This is a genomic window from Paenibacillus phocaeensis, assembly GCF_900021165.1.
Lineage (GTDB): Bacteria > Bacillota > Bacilli > Paenibacillales > Paenibacillaceae > Fontibacillus > Fontibacillus phocaensis.
In genome coordinates this window covers 609,589-625,393 of sequence record NZ_FCOQ01000018.1, presented here as the reverse complement: position 1 = coordinate 625,393, position 15,805 = coordinate 609,589, and the positions used below count along the sequence as shown (strand labels likewise).

Below are 15,805 nucleotides of genomic sequence, written 5' to 3'. Positions count from 1 at the left end.
CCTGCCGGATCGGCGGCTCCCCATGCGGTTATTTCAAGACATTAATGCTCTTTTCCGAGACTAATACGAAATCCGACCCGTTCGACGGCTGCATGTAGAACCCTACGGTATACCGGCCCGGCGACTTGAAATCGTATGTGAAATCCTTTGTCCGGAACCAGAAGTTATCCCGCTGCTCTTTGATTTCATCCGTCTGAATTTCTTTGGATGCCCCGTCCGGAGCAGTAATGGACACCCGTACCGCAGCGATATCCGTACGTAAATTATCGATTTGTGAAAATACGTTGAACTTCAGCTTTCCCGTCTTCTTCACATCCCCAAACACCGCATCATCCGTGAAGAGAAACATGTGCACATTGGGTTTATAGTAATTCACCGTTTTGGCGCTGTCGTCATATTGGACCAAGCCTTCAAGATTGCGAACCGGCACATAGGTTTTCCCGTCCACGATATATCCGCCGTCCTCCAGCTCGCGGCCATTCAGCAGCAATTTCACCTTCTGGCTTGCGGCATCGGCAAACAGCAGGGAACCCCCCATTAGAGAGAAAGCAACCACCAGTAATGCAACTCTTCTCCATCTCATGAATTTGACCCTCCATTTGATTCCTGTTGATGTAAAGTTATACTCTCCGATCCCGGTCAAGTTGCGGTGGTGATGGGAAAAGACGGCACTTTTTTTGGCGAGAGATGCCAGGCTTTTGTTTCTTATGGAAATTGTGTACAGTTAAAAGATGATCCATACTTTGCTAAAGGGGGATTCCTGATGCCATTGCAACTGCAAATGCTGGGTACCGGCGGAGCGTTTGCCAAAAAATATTTCAACAACAACGCGCTCCTCTATGCCGGAGGCTTCACCCTGCTGATCGACTGCGGAATCACCGCCCCCATGGCGCTGCACGCGATCGGCAAACCGGTGGAGGAGATCGACGCCGTGCTGATTACCCATATCCATGGCGATCATGTCGGGGGATTGGAAGAACTGGCCTTCCGCCGAAAATTCGGGACAGCACCGAAGCCGATCCTGTATATCGCCGAGAATCTGGTGGAGCCGTTATGGGAAAATACGCTGAAAGGCGGGTTAAGCCAGGACGGCGTGATTCACTCGCTGGACGATGTCTTTGAGGTGCGGTTGTTGGCGGAAGGCCAGCCGGCGCAGCTTGCGCCTGAATTGAAGGTGGAGATCATCCGAACGCCGCATATCCCGGGGAAACCGAGTTATTCGCTTTATATCAATGACGAGATTTTTTACAGTGCGGATAAGACGTTTCAACCGGAGCTCCTGGAGAAGCTTGTGCGCGAACGAGGTTGCCGCCGAATCCTGCATGAGGTTCAACTGACCGGTTCGGGCGAGGTGCATACGACGCTGCAGGAATTGTTGACCTTGCCTGCCGAATTCCAACGCAAGACCCTGTTAATGCATTACGGGGATGAGATGGAGTCGTTCCGGGGGGCCACCGGGGAAATGGAGTTTCTGCGTCAGCACGAAGTATATACACTGTAAAAAAATAACCCTGCGGGCCATACGCCCGCAGGGTTCTCTCGTTATAGGGAATGGTCAACGTTATTCGAAACCAGGCAAATTGTCGAGGTTATTGGACGGATCCCCGTCGGCATCGCCGCGGATATACATCTCTCCGTCCCGCCCCTTGAACACGTTGACACCGGCGATCGCACCGGCTTTGACTTCCTGCAGTGCCTGCTGGTAATCCAACACGCGTCCGCTGGACGTTTTAAACGCCTCCAAATCCCCGTCGCCGTTCTTTCTTATCGCAATAATGGTTTCTCTGGTATTCAGGGCCATTGACTGGTTCATCTCCTCTTCATCAGGTTAGATCTAGCTTGCCCCGAAACCTCATAATCTATGTTTTTAGGATTTCAACGGTTTGACCATCCGGACGTGCGGAATCCCGGCATCATCGAATGGTTCGGTCGAAATCGTCTCATATCCGAGTTTGGCATAAAATCCTTCGGCCTGGCATTGCGCATCCAGCACCGATTTCGTGAGCCCCAGCTCCCGTGCCAGCTCCTCCAGGGCGAGCAGCAGGATTTTGCCGACCCCTTTCGAGCGGAATTCCTGGCGAACGGCGATCCGCTGCATTTTGGCCGCGTTGTCTTTATAGTAAATCAGCCTGCCCGTCGCGGCATAAGCCCCTTCCAATTCAATTAGCACATGATGTACATCCGGGCCGATCTGATCGTGTTCGTCAATCTCCAAATCAATGGGGACCTTCTGCTCCTCGACGAACACCTCTTTACGGATGTCCAGGCATTTGTGCAATTGTTCTTCGTGCTCCACATGGATGATCGTTGCAGCCGACATTTCGTTCCCCTCCCCGTTAAAGCTTGTCTGTTGGTTTGTTTAAACTGCATCATTATACAAAAAAATCATTTTCATGTATAGTTATTCTACATATATATCGGCGGAAAGGAGCTGGCAAAGGGGTTATGATCATGGGCATCACGATTGCCGCTGCGGTGCTGATCGCGGCTTTGCTGATCGTCTCCATGTTTTACGTGACGAAGAAAGGTTATTCCCGCAAGTGGGACGAGGAATAGGCGTCTATTCCGTGGAATACACATCCTCCACGATCGTGGGCGAATATACGCCGTCCGATACCGATGGGCCAAACGGCCAAGGGAAGGCGCGGGCTTGCTGGTTCATCGTCTCCGGGTCCGGCGCCAGACGGCAGGCGCTGGTTATAGCCAGCAGCAGGACGGCTCCGGCCACGGCTGCCCAGAGGGACCAAGCCCGCGGCTGCTTCATCTCATTATTTGGCGATGGAGTGTGATCATGGTTATGTGGGTTAAGGCGGATCCGGCGGTTTGGGTAGGTCCGACGCATCTGTTCAACTTCCTTTCTATATGTAGAGCGTTTCGCTGAATGTAGGGCATGGCGAATCCCCCAAATGTAAGGCGTTCCGCTGAATGTAGGGCATGACGAATCCCCGAATGTAAAGCGTTCCGCTGACGCAAGTGTGCCCTTCGCAGAGCGTTTCCTGACCGGATGTCGCTCCTCCTCCATTGTTGGCAGGGTCCCGGCTCCTTATACTTCAGGGAAGTGTTGACAAGAATCCCTCCGCCTGATAAGATAAATTTTGTCTTTACTATAAGTTTGATCTGCTAGCTCAGCTGGGAGAGCACCATCTTGACAGGGTGGGGGTCAGTGGTTCGAGCCCACTGCAGATCATACTCAAAGAACCCTTACAGCGTAAGGGTTCTTTGCTTTCTCGCTACTTTTTTAGAAGTAGCAAATGAATCAATTTCATACAAATGGTCAAGATTTGGTCAAGAAGGTCTCTTTTTTATGTCCAATGGCAATTGTTATAAAAGAAAAAGCGATCAGAATTTTATCTGATCGCTTATAGCCATTTTATTTTAGTGAAAAAAATATATTTTGAATTCCATCTATAGTCAAGTCTATCAATGCCAGCCGAGTTTATGTAAAAACGTTTGGTATTTTGCGTATATTTCATTAAATCGATCAATAGACCCATTAAATAACCCAGCTTTTAATGGTGGCCATTCATTCTTCATTTCATTGGCCTCTTCCTTAATCTGCACAAATTGACCACGTCCTTGGCTTCTATACTTCCATGCAAATCTTCCAGGAGGTCCCCAGAACCACTCATCGCTCCTTTTAGATTTGTCAGCATAGATTAGGGCAAGCATAATTTCAAATTTATCAAACGCTTCCTCATAACCGGCTCCGAGAAAGAGTAAATCGTCTAAAGAAGGTTGAAGCTTTTTGAATAAGTACTCGCTCCTTGGCGTATACATTCTTTCGTAATTAGAAAGTTGTTTATATATATCAACTGATTGTTCATCTATTTTATCCAACAAAGTTACTACTAATTCTTTGCTGTCATCATATCTTGTTGCGATTTTTGTAGTTAATATCGCCTTCAGCATTGAATAATCCTCATTTATTATTGCTGCTATGCCAGTTGAATAAATCAAAAACATCAATGGGTGCCATTCCATATTAGCCCATAATTGATAACCGGAATTTGATTTAACGTTTTCTGATAATCTAAGAATAATTCTCTTTATAGATATTTGTTGTACTTCTCTTCCCCAATAAGCTAGGCATATTGATATAAGCTGAAGCTCGGTAATTGCTTGTTCATATTTAAACAATCGCATTTCCACATTTTGATTTGTAAAATCTTTATCGTCCATAGAAAACTCTTCTTGATTCAATAACTGTATTGATTTTCTTATTTGTGTGTTGACTAAATCATCCAATTTAATACGGAACCGTTCTTCAGATAAGTACTCTTTTATTAGTTCAATTAATTCAGTATCACGCTTTAGCGTTTTATCAGTAAAAGTAGCTGGAACTTCTACAATTACATCTGTATCATACTTGTCATCGACTAATGAATTTAAAATAGGGGCTTTAAATATAAAGTCACCATCACCATCGAAATAACCAAAGTGTGGTGTTTGACTTGAATGGATATCATTTGAGACTTTTTGATATACGTATGCCATTACTCCATTCGCTGTAATTGTACCATCAGGTTGTGCAGCCTTCCCTTGTAACGCCTCTAAAAAGTGTCCAGTAAATATAGAATGTTCCGGAATAGGCCCTCCTGCATCAGCTACAACTTCATTCGCTTTCCCTGCTGTTAATACTTGGCGCGTATACCTTCTTAGCATGTCCTTAAGAAATCGAGCACTCCCTGGTTGAAGTGATCTTGTAATAGCTAATCCACCATAACATGCATCCATAACAAATAATACATGCTTTGCTTTAAACAAATCTGAATTTCGTGTTAAGTCATCCCACCTGATGAAGGTTGAAATATCTTCAGGATTTCCATCTACAGGAATTAAAAATCCAGTTTCACCGCGCTTTCCAGTCATCGTATGTCCATGTCCAGCATAAAAAATAAATACCCTGTCGTCAGTATCAGTATTACCGTTTGCATATTTCAAAAAGTGTTTCATTATATTCGCTTTACTCGCATCTTCATTTAGTAATAGTGTAACGTTATCTTCTGAAAAACCAAATTCCTTAACTAATGTTGAGGCAACTTCTTGAGCATCATTGCAGGCATAGTCCAATGGATTGACAAATTGGTAGTTATTAATTCCAATAATAAGAGCGAAACTATTCGTATATTCTGAACTGTATGTAACAGACATGTTCTACCTCCTTTAATTCAGGTTCTTAGAATTCGCAAATAATTTGCACTATTTCTTTTTAACATTATCTTTGTATTTATTCCAAGTTATTTCAACAAAATCAAATAACTGATACTCATGCAATTTTATCGATTTAAAAAAATCTCTATTCGCTTCATACAACATATTAGAAAAAGTTCTTCTGAGATCTTTTGTTGTATGGTACTTAAAATCATTATCCGAGAGTATAAGCCTTTCAATTTCATTTCTGTTTTTTAATAGCATGCTAATATTTGAACTTCTTTGGTTTTCTTTATATTCTTTGATCTCATTGTCATAATTGTCAATAAGTTCCTCAAGAAAAGTATCTGCATCTTCGTATTCTAACTCTTCGTCAACAGACAACCATGAATAAATTGATCCATTATGTGAAAAGAAAAAGTGAATACTTTGCTCTTCACCAACCCGCTTCTGCAATTTCTTCATTTTTTCATTGTAGGCTTGAACTTCTTTTTGTATATCACGTACATACTCGTGTGGCGATCCATAATCTTCGAGCACTTCATTTGTTATAAACTCAATCTCATGTTCTTTCAAATAGTCAACATTCATAAAAACATAATTCATTTCTAACTCAGTAGTAAAAATTAAAAACTCATCAATATCATTATAGTTAAAGAAAATGTCTATTTTGTCAGCCGTCATTAAACCGGCAAGCACTTTAATATTATGCTGGTTAAATTTTTCAATAAAATATTTAGATTTGATCACTTTTACTACCTCCTATTTTTATAATAAGTTTTCTATATTCGTATTAGATTTACCTTTCTCACCAGTATCTTTTTCACAAATTTCTAAGAAAAACAATTTAAGATCTAGTTGATATAACGAAGAATGTAAATCATCATGAATTATATCCGAACCCACTCCCCAATTGTTTCACCACTGATAGTTGTAATGAAGGAACCCTTACCACGTAAGGGTTCTCAGTACTTAAAAGTAATTTTCGAACCTCTGGCTAGTTCAAAATAACCTCCTCCTTTTCTTCCTCAAATAGCATTTTACCAAACATAATTGCGGTTTCTTTCTGCATACTCGGAAGTAGATGCGAATAAGTATCGAGGCTTATTCTGACGTCTGCATGGCCCAAACGTTCACTAACGATCTTCGGATTTACGCCTTGAATTAGAAGAAGTGTGGCGTGGGTATGCCTCGTATCATGAAATCGGATTTTGGGGAGTCCCAGCTTATTGATCTGAGCATTGAAAAATCTCCTGATGTTGCTCTTGTTGGTAGGAGTGCCGAACTCCGTACAAACGACCAAATCCAAATCATGATACAACGGGGACTTACGTTCCTTATCAATTCGCTTCTTATGCATTTCCAAATATGAGATCGTCTCAGGGGGCAAGTCGATTGTTCTCGTTCCTGAGGCAGTTTTGGTGTAAGGCATAAGTTCTTTTCCATCACTGCTTAAGGTTTGCGTTACACGAACAAATCCCCGTTCAAGGTCTACATCTTTCCAACGCAAACCTAATATCTCACCTATTCGCATTCCAGTGGTTAATCCCAGAAGCGGGGCTATAAAATACCGAGCATTTAAATCAGCGTTCTTAAGGAACAGCTTAACTTGCTCCAGATTCCAAACTTGTATTTCTTTTTTTACCGCCTTAGGCCGATCAACCAGCGAAGCGGGATTCTTCTGGATAAGTCCCCAACGTTCAGCTTTTTTAAGCGAATCATTTATTAGCGTATGGACTTTTTGAATGTTTTCATCGGATAACGACTTCTCCTTGGTAAGACGGTTGTAAAGTTGCTGAATCATCATTGGCGTAAGCTGGGTAAGTTCTACATGCCCTAGTGTTGGTAAAATATGTAGCTCAACCAACCAACGATATGTTCCGATGGTTTGCTGCTTTACCCTAGTTTGTTTATCCTCAAGCCACTGTTCAAGCATGTATTGCCGATAGGTCATTTTGTGGGGCTTTATATAGGTTCCGGTAAGTAATGTGTGTTCCAGTTCATTGAGTGCTTGTATCGCCTCTTGCTTCGTTTTAAACCCTCGTTTTTTGTACTGATTTGGCTTCCCGTTTGCTTTCTTTCCATGTGTAAGAACGAAATACCAACTGTTGCCGTCTTTCTTTACTGTTCTACCCGCCATTATGTTTCCCTCCATTAATCTCAAAACAAAAAAGTCACGACCGATTGGTCATGACTCAATTCATTTTAGCTTTTGCTCAATTTTCTTCCAAATGTAGTCATTGATACATTGCTTTGGAATTCTATATGATTTTCCTATTTTGAAAGATTTGATTTGGCCTGACCTAAGTAATTCATACGCTTTATTTCGTCCAATCGCAAGAATTCCCATCATGCATTCAATGTCAACAATATCATCATAGTCTTCGAGCATCGCCATTCCTCCTTTATTTTTCAAAGAAATAATATAAACTTTCAATTTTAGGCAATACGATTACCATATTGTTTATTGAAAATTGGATTTAATTAAGTATAATCAATCATAATCATTACTCTTTTCTCATTACAAAGAAAAAATCTGAAAATCTGTTAGATATTCATCATTACCATCGTATTTTCATATTTTTTTAAGTGAGGCAATCAAAATGAATCAAAAAGAAGAAAAGCTCACAGTGGAAGACTGGATAAATCGTTTCAGATGGTTTTATTCAGAAGATAAGTTCAGAGTAAATAAACATGGTGAATTGTGCCAAGTACTGTTTAATAAAGAACTACCTCTTGCTAACTTTTTTATTATCCCTTTAGAACTCGTAAAAAAGGTCTCAAAAGACACTGGAGATGTAGAACCTTATAAATACGTTTTTATTGGAGTTGTAAGGGGGCAACAAGTATTGAAAAGAATCGAAGTGTCATTTTCGGAATTACATAACAGTAACTGGATTAAAAAATGGAGCCCTTTTTGTGAACTATATGGGAAAAAAGCAGTTACTTATAAGGTCATTCTCGATCTTCTCTTTGACGCACAAGATCAAGTAAAAAATTGGATTGAGTATGACACCATTGGATGGCATTATTACAGCAACAAATGGTTCTATCTACATGGTGGTGGATACATTGGGGAAGTCAATGAGGATGTAAGAACTAAAAGTAACAAGTTTAGATTAAAGATTGATGAGAAATTAACAGAAAAAGAAGCTTTTCTTGGAGTTATGGAGATTACTGAAGTATTTGATTTGAAACTATCCTATTCCTTACTAAGTTTCTTATTAACAGCAATAGTAACCACCCCGTTAATGCAGACTAAAGCGTTATCCCCAAATTATTTACTATGGGTTATGGGAGGCACCGGGCTTGGTAAAACTACAATTACTACTTTCTTTACTAACATTTTCACGATGGAAAATGTCGCTAGAGTAGACGCCCACAAGACTTTAGAGCTTCTACCTAATATTCAAGAACAAAAAGACTGTGTTTTTATCATCGATGATTTTGGAACATCGAAGACTACACAAAAGGAATACACAGTTATCAATAAGGTCGAAGACGTAATTAGAGAACTTGGAGATAGAACTGTTTTGTCTTACGATAGTGGAATTTCCAAAGGAATGCTGCTTATAACTGGTGAAAGGTTCTTAGATCAAAGTGATAAAAATGAATCATCAATAAGACGTATCATTCGAGTCAAGATGGATAATTTATTTAATCAGGAGAAAAAGTCCTTTGATCCCATTAGGGCAAAAAGTTATAACAAGTACAAAGACACTTTTTTTATACCAACTTCTATTAAATACTACCTTGAGTGGCTAAGCGGTAAACTTAACTCGACTTTTATCGAAGATTACAAAAAGGACTTTGAGAAGTTAAGAGACGAACTTAACAAAAAATCAAACGCTAGGTATACAGATGGGTTCGCCCATCAAATAATTGCTTATAATTTCTATATGACATACGCCACTGAGAGAGGATTTATCACACCTGAAGAGTGTATATCCAATTGTAACAAAGCAAAAAAAGTTTTTCTTGAATTATTTGATGACCAATATAAAACAATATTTGAACCAAATGTAGAACTCTTTTTAGAAACTCTATATGAATTAATTAAGAATGACGAAATTATTATTTCTGAAGAGAGTTCACATTTAGATTTTGACCGTAATGTTTATGGAACAATTAAGTTTGAGAAGCAGCAGAAAGTGCTAAAATTACATTGGGAAACTATTTATACATTAATATCAAATCGTATTCGCGATTCACTAGATAATCGAACTATCTTTATTGGTAATAAAAAGATCGCCAAATTATTAGATGACTCCAATCTGATAACTTTTAATGAACATAATACTACAACACAATATAAGTCCAAAAATAACGGTAACATGGATTATTGTCGTGTTATTAATTTTAAAACAGAAATGATTCCTGAAATAATGGAAGTTGTAGATAGTAAGATTCAAAAACGTAATTCCATTATAAAGGAATCGGGAGCACAGATGGTTGAACTTGAACAGGATAGATCATGGAGAAAGCCAAGGCCCACATCATTAAAAAAAATGGCTGAAGATTTGGATATTATGGGTCATTGAGGGATTTATGAATGAATAAAAAGGTACATAGACATGATGTTAAATGTCTATGTACCTTTTTATTTAGTGTTATAAATCATCATACTCCAAACAGAGTATTAATCGAAGTGCTAAGATATACTACCCCCTCTTCTGGTAGAGTACCTCTTACCTTCGTTAAATCCTACACTGTGATTGGAGTGACTATCTTATGTTTGATACCATGTACATTTTTTATCAGTTAACCAAAACGGAGTATAACGATCTTTTTGAACGATTGAACACACTTAGCTACAGCTTATCTGGTTCAAAGTTATTTCCTGCTCCCGGGGATAAGAACGCATATATTACATTCTGTCTTTCTAAATATGGACTTGAGGAAATTAGACTGAGATATAACCGCGAAAAGAATTATCGAGCGATTGAGATTCTTCTCCGTCCTAAACTTCTTGTTGATGAAGGAAATTACTTTGACCTTATCCAAGGTTATGAATTTGAGAAGGCCCGGCAAAGCTTCAAAAAGATAATGGGGATCTTTGAATATTTGCCTGATCTTTTACATTGGAAAGTAAAGAGAATTGACCCAGCCGTTGATCTTCAAGTTGAAGAAGAACTTATTCTTACTTACTTGTTCCTCTTCAAAAAATCTAATATACCGTCATATATGTTGAATGATAAAAGAACACAACTATTTATGGGCTCGAGACATAATTTCTATATTGCTTCGAAAAATGTAACCGTAAATTTTTACTTTAGATATATTGTGCTCGGTAAAAAAATTCAAGAGGGACTAATTCCGAAAGTAAATATCGAACCAGTTAGAAACACTCTCAGATTAGAGATTCAATACAGAAACTGTTCTGGAGAACTATATCATTTTCTCAACCCTAGTTTTAGTCAAAAAACAATTCTTACTTTTTTCGATAATATTGTAGGTTCAGGAGATTACCTTGCTTTTACTGATGCAATTGATCATGTCCGTAAAAATGAAAAAAGCAATTTAATGCGCATCAAACTTACTCGAATTATCAAAAGCATAAATGAAGTTGGAAGTATATATCGGGCAAAAAGCCTTTTTATTATGAATAGCCAGGATACTTTAAAAGCCTCAAAAGAGTTCAGTAGTTTAATACAGAGATTACGAGCAATGGATATAAACCCGGTTACATTACCAGATAACCACAAATTCAAAAAATTAAGAGGATTGCGTAAAATGATAGAGCTGGAATTTACCCAAAAAAAGCAACAGACCGCTTTGTAGTCTGCTGCTTTTTAATACTACTGTTCGACTGTCAAATCACTTGCATCAATCCAACTGCTTGATTTGTACTTGATCCCCGCTAACATAGCCATAAAATCTGCATCTTCGTCTTTGAGCCATAGATTGTCTTTACTGTCCCAATAAACAAGAATTCGGCCACCGTCAATCTTTGTTACTTCACCATAAAAGAAGCTGAATTGGACGCGATCTCCTACCTTGATGGTTACGCCTTCTTTAGATATAGGTTTATCGCTTGTGGTATTTTGACTGCTGTTATCTTGAGAAGAACCGCTGCTCGAATCCTCCGAGGTGATCGGAAGGAAATATCCGCTATAGTCTGTAGGTATATTGTCAAAATCACCTTGATACAGCGCTATAATTTGATTTTTTTGATCCCAAACAAGCTGCAAGCCTAAGTGGTCGCTAACAAATCTTAACGGAACCATGGTTCTCCCGGATATTGTAGTTGGGGCAACATCCAGACTAATTTGTGTTCCATTGACATACGCTTTCCTACTATCGAGAGTAAGAGTCACTTTGTTCGTGTTCAGATTAAGGGTTATCTTTTTCTGAGCTGGTTCCCAGGTTGATGTCCCGCCAAACTCTTTAATGATGTTACTTATAGGTAACAAAACTCTGTTATCAACAACTGTTGGTGCAGCATATGTTACCGGATCGATATAAGTCGTTAATTGGGCATCATCGATAAACATCCCGGCATCGTTGACTTTAAGAATGATTCGTTTATTCAGAGCCTCAGCAGCAGATACAAAATTCTGTCCGATCAAGCTAGATGATATTATGATTGATACAGTAAAAATAACAAGTCTTTTCAACATTTTCTTCTCACCTTTTTTTTATTTGTTGGGATTACTACTTTTTCTCGGAATCCGATTTCTTGCCATAGGAATCATTCAAGTCCTTGGCCGTTTTAAAAACATCAAAGCCGTTTTCCAGAGTAAGGCTTACGGCGTCTTTGGCTGATGTTATGATTTGCTCCCATTTTTCATTCAAGAAAATCTCTCCTTCTTTAACCATTTATTTGTGAGCTTTATACTTCCAAGACAACCTACTCCAACTCCTACCAAGTAACCAATACCCGTCCCAATACCAGGGCAAGCTAATGTTCCTAAGGCAGCGCCAAGAGCAGCGCCCGTAAGCGCTCCTCCTCCAGCTATTGCGGCTCTGCCCGTTGTTTCCATCATCTTTTCGCCCATCTAATCCTCCTCAATTATTCTTCTTTTAGAATATTGGTTTTATCACCGACTATTTTTGTATCAATTAACACTTCCAACAGACACTGCTTTATCTTTTCAGGGGTAAGATTGACGTCTACATATTTACAGAAAGCTTGTACACCTCCTTTTGGGGGATAAGAAGGATACAATAGATCGATCAAATCGATATTTAGTGCCGATGAAATTTTCTCTAATGTCTTAATCGTTGGGTTCTTTTCACCCCGTTCGATTTGTCCTATGTATGACGTATTTACCCCAGCATTTAAAGCAAGTTGCTCCTGACTCAGGTCGCGTTTATTTCGTAAGAGCCTTATATTTTCTCCAATAGATTCAATGCTGCTCATTTCCCCTCACCCCTAATCAAACGATAGAATTTTTAGGAAAGAGGCTCAACAGGATATAGTACGGATTTAAGTGGATATAGTAAGGAATTGGTACAGAGCGTGGTTAAACCGTGGATAAAAGCATGGAATGAAATATATGATTCGAAAATTTAAGCGCTAGACGTACTTTTTAGAAATGACCATGTTCCTTCAGACTATAGAATCGATTGTTACCAATGATGACATGATCCAGAACATCAATTCCTATGATTTCACCAGCTGCCACCAGCCTCTTTGTTAGTGCAACGTCCTCTTGGGAAGGTTCTGGATCGCCGCTAGGATGGTTGTGTGCGCAAATAAGCGAAGCGCTGCAACGTCTGATAGCAGCATTGAATACTTCTCTTGGATGCACGATAGCTGCGTTCAGAGAGCCAATAGAGATGATTTCCTTGAAGATAAGGCAGTTTTTGCTGTTAAGGAAGAGACATATGAAGTGTTCTTTTTGCTCGAAACGGAGTTCTGGCTCAAGGAGATTGAATACATCTTGAGGACTTCTAATTACGCTTTGACAAGGCTCGGGACAAGTGAGTATTTTTGCAAGCTTTAACATTGCTGTTATTTGTCTTGCTTTTCCTTTTCCTATTCCTTTAATCGACAATAATTGCTGTTCCGATGCCCCAATCAACTCTTTTGTGGTAGGAAAACATTCAAATAATCCTTGAATTGTATAGCTGTCACTGGATTCTCTCAGAGAATCTGAAACTAGATTTTTTAAGATATCTTGGTCCATAAAAGCTATTCCTCCCTTAATTTTGCTTGCGTATCCAATCAATAATATAGATTTGAAAAATGGCAATTCACGAAATACACATGTATTCCGATAATAGACCAATTGTTCGGAAGGTGATAATATTTTTTGGGAGAACAATGTAATTTGACCCAATTCGAAAGTATGTTAAGACGGTTTAATACTTTTACAATACAGGAGTCTCCAGAATGAAAATTCGTATAAATCTATCTGAAGAGAGCCCTTATCAAGGAGGAACGTATGTTTAACAGCGATATTCCTATTAAGCGTAAAGAAGAAGATTCACTAGGAAGAACATCTTTTTCGCATTCTCTGGGGCAAGCTTTTTTGAGGTATACGAATCCAGAAAGTTTTGTGGTTGGACTATACGGAAGCTGGGGTACGGGGAAAACTTCAATTATCAACCTTTGTCTTGAATTTATCGAAGACCAACAAATCAATCTTGAAAATAGAATGATAATTCTTAAGTTTAATCCATGGAACTACTCTGATCAAAATCAATTAATTCAACAGTTTTTCAATGAAATGATAGCTGTAATTAAGAAAAAAACAATCGCAGAAAAGGCTAAAATGATCACCCAAAAAATATTATCTTATTCCAGGGTGTTGAAACCTCTAAAGTATATACCGGTAGTCGGACAATATTCCGAACTAGGCTCTGATATCGCGGAAGTTTTAAAAGAGGACACAAAAGAATTATCTGAATTAAAAAACGAAATTAATGAACTTCTTTTAAGTTTAGAAGTAAAAGTACTAATAATTATCGATGATATCGATAGGCTTAACAGACAAGAAATAAAACAAATATTTCAATTAATAAAGTCGTTAGGGGATTTTAATAATACCATTTACTTAGTAGCTTTTGATAAAGATGTTGTAGTGGCTGCTCTGGAAGAACTCCAAGGTGGTTCCGGTGACGACTATTTGGAAAAGATTATTCAGGTCCCGATTGCTGTTCCAGCTGCTAATGAAAGTGAAATGGAAGAAGTATTTTTTAGTAAGTTGAACAGCATTATTAACGATATTCCAGAAGAGTCCTTCGATATAACATATTGGGGAAATGTGTATCTCGGAGGTATTAAGCAGTTTATAAAGAACATGCGTGATATTAACCGCTTTTGCAATGTACTTTCTTTTAGTTTTGAAATGATAAAAGATGATGTTAATCCTGTTGACTTAATTTCCATTGTAGCGATTCAAGTTTTTCTCCCTGATCTTTACCACCAGATAAGAGAAAATAAAGGATTATTTATTGAAACGATTGATTCTTTCTGGAATATACAATACAAGAAAGATGAGATGAAGAAGAAGTATGATGAGATAATTTCCTCCTCATCTGAAGGCATAGAGATTACTGAACTATTAAAGAGAATCTTCCTTAGATTAGAGGAAATACTGGGAGGAACGAGGTATGACTCTGGCTGGCAATCTGAATGGAGAAAGCAAAAGAGAATTTGTAGTTCAGACTATTTTGATAACTATTTTAGATTAACTCTGGCTAAGGAAGAGATACCAAGCCAAGTAATTAAAACAGCTATTTATCAAACAGCTATTAATAAATTTGAATTCAAAGAGTTTGTCCAAGGCCTAATTAATGATAATCGAATTAACAGATTTCTTGAAAAAATCGTGGATTATATAGACATCGTACCTATTGAAAATATCAAAATAATTGCTTCAGTGCTTCTTGATTTAGGGGATAGTTTCCCTGAAAAAACAGATGCTTGGGGATTTATTGATTCAAGTTTCAGATTATCAAGAGTACTTTATAATTTATTTTGGCGTTTTGATATTCTTGAGAAAAGAGAGGAAATAATACTTGAAGTCATTCAATCATGTAACAACAGTATCTATTCTCCCTCCCACTTTTTGAGTTATTTACGACGAGAATATGGTACTGACGAAAGGCCAGCTGAACCAAAAGAAAAACAAACTATGTCCGAGGAAAAGCTTACTAACGTAGAGGCTGAATTACTCTCGAAAATCATAGGATGGTCTAAAGACAAAAGGCTTATAGAACATAAAAAGTTTGCTTCTCTGCTATTTTGCTGGAAACGATACGGGGAGCACGATTTGCTTAATAGCTATCTCAACGAACTAAAAAATAATGATAGAGATTTGGTTGTTTTCATCTCCCACTTTGTCGGTGAAGGAACTGTGTCTTCACTTGGAGATTATGTTGGGCGAAGAATTTGGAAAATTAATAAAAAAAATATAGGTGAGTTTTTTGATTTGGATGAACTCACAGAGCGAATCAGTAACTTAAAAGAGGATGTACTTTATTCAGAGTTAAATGCTGAAGAAAAACGGGCAATTGAACTGTTTTTACAAAAAAGCAGCGATGATATTTTTGAGTAAATGGTCAACTTTCACTAAAATCCTTATTAATAAGGCCATTCCAAAATTCACAACACACCTAACCCTCTTTGCCTCTCCAGATGAGTAGAAGTGTTGTGATTTCAAAAAATATAAAGCTGTGAGAAACTACTATGGATTTCTCAATC

At 38.5% G+C, this 15,805-nt stretch carries 17 protein-coding genes and 1 tRNA gene; 5 read left to right on the top strand and 13 right to left on the bottom strand.

The window, feature by feature from the left end; all coding sequences use genetic code 11:
- Window positions 1-28 precede the first annotated feature (28 nt).
- Window positions 29-583 carry a copper amine oxidase gene (locus BN3795_RS12915; RefSeq protein WP_068785050.1) on the bottom strand — a complete coding sequence of 185 codons (555 nt, stop codon included), beginning with the start codon at window positions 581-583 and terminating at the stop codon, window positions 29-31.
- Between the two features lie 180 nt (window positions 584-763).
- Here BN3795_RS12915 and BN3795_RS12910 point away from each other — a divergent pair, with 180 nt between their 5' ends.
- Window positions 764-1,501, top strand: a complete 738-nt coding sequence (locus BN3795_RS12910; RefSeq protein ID WP_068785049.1) for an MBL fold metallo-hydrolase — start codon at window positions 764-766, stop codon at window positions 1,499-1,501.
- 60 nt (window positions 1,502-1,561) lie between these two features.
- Here the strand turns inward: BN3795_RS12910 and BN3795_RS12905 are convergent, their stop codons facing one another.
- From BN3795_RS12905 to BN3795_RS12895, 3 genes are all read right to left on the bottom strand, one after another.
- Window positions 1,562-1,801, bottom strand: a complete 240-nt coding sequence (locus BN3795_RS12905; protein ID WP_068785048.1) for a DUF3892 domain-containing protein — start codon at window positions 1,799-1,801, stop codon at window positions 1,562-1,564.
- 66 nt (window positions 1,802-1,867) lie between these two features.
- The gene (locus tag BN3795_RS12900) at window positions 1,868-2,320 is read right to left on the bottom strand and encodes a GNAT family N-acetyltransferase (RefSeq protein WP_068785047.1); all 453 of its coding nucleotides are present in this window, start codon (window positions 2,318-2,320) and stop codon (window positions 1,868-1,870) included.
- A 240-nt stretch (window positions 2,321-2,560) separates the two neighbouring features.
- Window positions 2,561-2,842: a hypothetical protein gene (locus BN3795_RS12895; RefSeq protein ID WP_068785046.1), complete on the bottom strand. Its 282-nt coding sequence runs from the start codon at window positions 2,840-2,842 to the stop codon at window positions 2,561-2,563.
- 272 nt (window positions 2,843-3,114) lie between these two features.
- On the opposite strand from BN3795_RS12895, the gene BN3795_RS12890 reads away from it, so the two are divergent.
- Window positions 3,115-3,187: transfer RNA gene (locus tag BN3795_RS12890), tRNA-Val, on the top strand.
- Window positions 3,188-3,420: 233 nt separating this feature from the next.
- Here the strand turns inward: BN3795_RS12890 and BN3795_RS12885 are convergent.
- The 4 genes from BN3795_RS12885 to BN3795_RS12870 form a co-directional block, all read right to left on the bottom strand.
- Window positions 3,421-5,151 (bottom strand): caspase family protein, encoded by a 1,731-nt coding sequence (locus BN3795_RS12885; protein WP_068785045.1) that lies wholly within the window; start codon window positions 5,149-5,151, stop codon window positions 3,421-3,423.
- 48 nt (window positions 5,152-5,199) lie between these two features.
- A complete protein-coding gene (locus BN3795_RS12880; protein ID WP_068785044.1) occupies window positions 5,200-5,901 on the bottom strand; it encodes a hypothetical protein in 702 nt (233 codons plus the stop codon).
- A 247-nt stretch (window positions 5,902-6,148) separates the two neighbouring features.
- Window positions 6,149-7,291, bottom strand: coding sequence for a site-specific integrase (locus BN3795_RS12875; protein WP_068785043.1), 1,143 nt, complete (start codon window positions 7,289-7,291; stop codon window positions 6,149-6,151).
- 60 nt (window positions 7,292-7,351) lie between these two features.
- On the bottom strand, window positions 7,352-7,543 hold the full coding sequence (locus tag BN3795_RS12870) for a helix-turn-helix domain-containing protein (protein ID WP_068785042.1): 192 nt from the start codon (window positions 7,541-7,543) through the stop codon (window positions 7,352-7,354).
- A gap of 211 nt (window positions 7,544-7,754) precedes the next feature.
- Between BN3795_RS12870 and BN3795_RS12865 the strand changes: the two genes are divergently transcribed.
- Together BN3795_RS12865 and BN3795_RS12860 are read left to right on the top strand one after the other, a co-directional pair.
- Window positions 7,755-9,692: a hypothetical protein gene (locus BN3795_RS12865; protein ID WP_068785041.1), complete on the top strand. Its 1,938-nt coding sequence runs from the start codon at window positions 7,755-7,757 to the stop codon at window positions 9,690-9,692.
- Between the two features lie 190 nt (window positions 9,693-9,882).
- On the top strand, window positions 9,883-10,932 hold the full coding sequence (locus tag BN3795_RS12860; RefSeq protein ID WP_068785040.1) for a hypothetical protein: 1,050 nt from the start codon (window positions 9,883-9,885) through the stop codon (window positions 10,930-10,932).
- Window positions 10,933-10,949: 17 nt separating this feature from the next.
- Here BN3795_RS12860 and BN3795_RS12855 read toward each other — a convergent pair whose 3' ends face one another.
- The 5 genes from BN3795_RS12855 to radC all read right to left on the bottom strand — a co-directional run bounded on the left by BN3795_RS12855 (window position 10,950) and on the right by radC (window position 13,283).
- Entirely contained in the window at window positions 10,950-11,771 is an 822-nt protein-coding gene (locus BN3795_RS12855; RefSeq protein ID WP_068785039.1) for a copper amine oxidase N-terminal domain-containing protein, read from the bottom strand.
- Between the two features lie 34 nt (window positions 11,772-11,805).
- Complete coding sequence (locus BN3795_RS25560) at window positions 11,806-11,946, bottom strand: hypothetical protein (RefSeq protein ID WP_198524705.1); 141 nt, start codon at window positions 11,944-11,946, stop codon at window positions 11,806-11,808.
- Entirely contained in the window at window positions 11,943-12,149 is a 207-nt protein-coding gene (locus BN3795_RS12850; protein WP_068785038.1) for a hypothetical protein, read from the bottom strand. The genes BN3795_RS25560 and BN3795_RS12850 overlap by 4 nt, the downstream gene beginning before the upstream one ends.
- A 14-nt stretch (window positions 12,150-12,163) precedes the next feature.
- Entirely contained in the window at window positions 12,164-12,514 is a 351-nt protein-coding gene (locus tag BN3795_RS25070; protein ID WP_110945154.1) for a helix-turn-helix domain-containing protein, read from the bottom strand.
- A gap of 169 nt (window positions 12,515-12,683) precedes the next feature.
- Window positions 12,684-13,283: a RadC family protein gene (radC, locus tag BN3795_RS12840; RefSeq protein WP_068785037.1), complete on the bottom strand. Its 600-nt coding sequence runs from the start codon at window positions 13,281-13,283 to the stop codon at window positions 12,684-12,686.
- Between the two features lie 258 nt (window positions 13,284-13,541).
- Between radC and BN3795_RS12835 the strand changes: the two genes are divergently transcribed.
- Window positions 13,542-15,659, top strand: a complete 2,118-nt coding sequence (locus BN3795_RS12835) for a KAP family P-loop NTPase fold protein (RefSeq protein WP_068785036.1) — start codon at window positions 13,542-13,544, stop codon at window positions 15,657-15,659.
- Window positions 15,660-15,805: the final 146 nt, after the last annotated feature.

Coding starts and splice junctions, on each gene's coding strand:
- BN3795_RS12860 (WP_068785040.1), top strand. CDS start 9,883: ATGTTTGATACCATGTACATTTTTTATCAGTTAACCAAAACGGAGTAT.
- BN3795_RS12895 (WP_068785046.1), bottom strand. CDS start 2,842: ATGCGTCGGACCTACCCAAACCGCCGGATCCGCCTTAACCCACATAAC.
- BN3795_RS12835 (WP_068785036.1), top strand. CDS start 13,542: ATGTTTAACAGCGATATTCCTATTAAGCGTAAAGAAGAAGATTCACTA.
- BN3795_RS12855 (WP_068785039.1), bottom strand. CDS start 11,771: ATGTTGAAAAGACTTGTTATTTTTACTGTATCAATCATAATATCATCT.
- BN3795_RS12910 (WP_068785049.1), top strand. CDS start 764: ATGCCATTGCAACTGCAAATGCTGGGTACCGGCGGAGCGTTTGCCAAA.
- BN3795_RS12850 (WP_068785038.1), bottom strand. CDS start 12,149: ATGGGCGAAAAGATGATGGAAACAACGGGCAGAGCCGCAATAGCTGGA.
- radC (WP_068785037.1), bottom strand. CDS start 13,283: ATGGACCAAGATATCTTAAAAAATCTAGTTTCAGATTCTCTGAGAGAA.
- BN3795_RS25070 (WP_110945154.1), bottom strand. CDS start 12,514: ATGAGCAGCATTGAATCTATTGGAGAAAATATAAGGCTCTTACGAAAT.
- BN3795_RS12915 (WP_068785050.1), bottom strand. CDS start 583: ATGAGATGGAGAAGAGTTGCATTACTGGTGGTTGCTTTCTCTCTAATG.
- BN3795_RS12905 (WP_068785048.1), bottom strand. CDS start 1,801: ATGGCCCTGAATACCAGAGAAACCATTATTGCGATAAGAAAGAACGGC.
- BN3795_RS12870 (WP_068785042.1), bottom strand. CDS start 7,543: ATGCTCGAAGACTATGATGATATTGTTGACATTGAATGCATGATGGGA.
- BN3795_RS12875 (WP_068785043.1), bottom strand. CDS start 7,291: ATGGCGGGTAGAACAGTAAAGAAAGACGGCAACAGTTGGTATTTCGTT.
- BN3795_RS12885 (WP_068785045.1), bottom strand. CDS start 5,151: ATGTCTGTTACATACAGTTCAGAATATACGAATAGTTTCGCTCTTATT.
- BN3795_RS12865 (WP_068785041.1), top strand. CDS start 7,755: ATGAATCAAAAAGAAGAAAAGCTCACAGTGGAAGACTGGATAAATCGT.
- BN3795_RS12900 (WP_068785047.1), bottom strand. CDS start 2,320: ATGTCGGCTGCAACGATCATCCATGTGGAGCACGAAGAACAATTGCAC.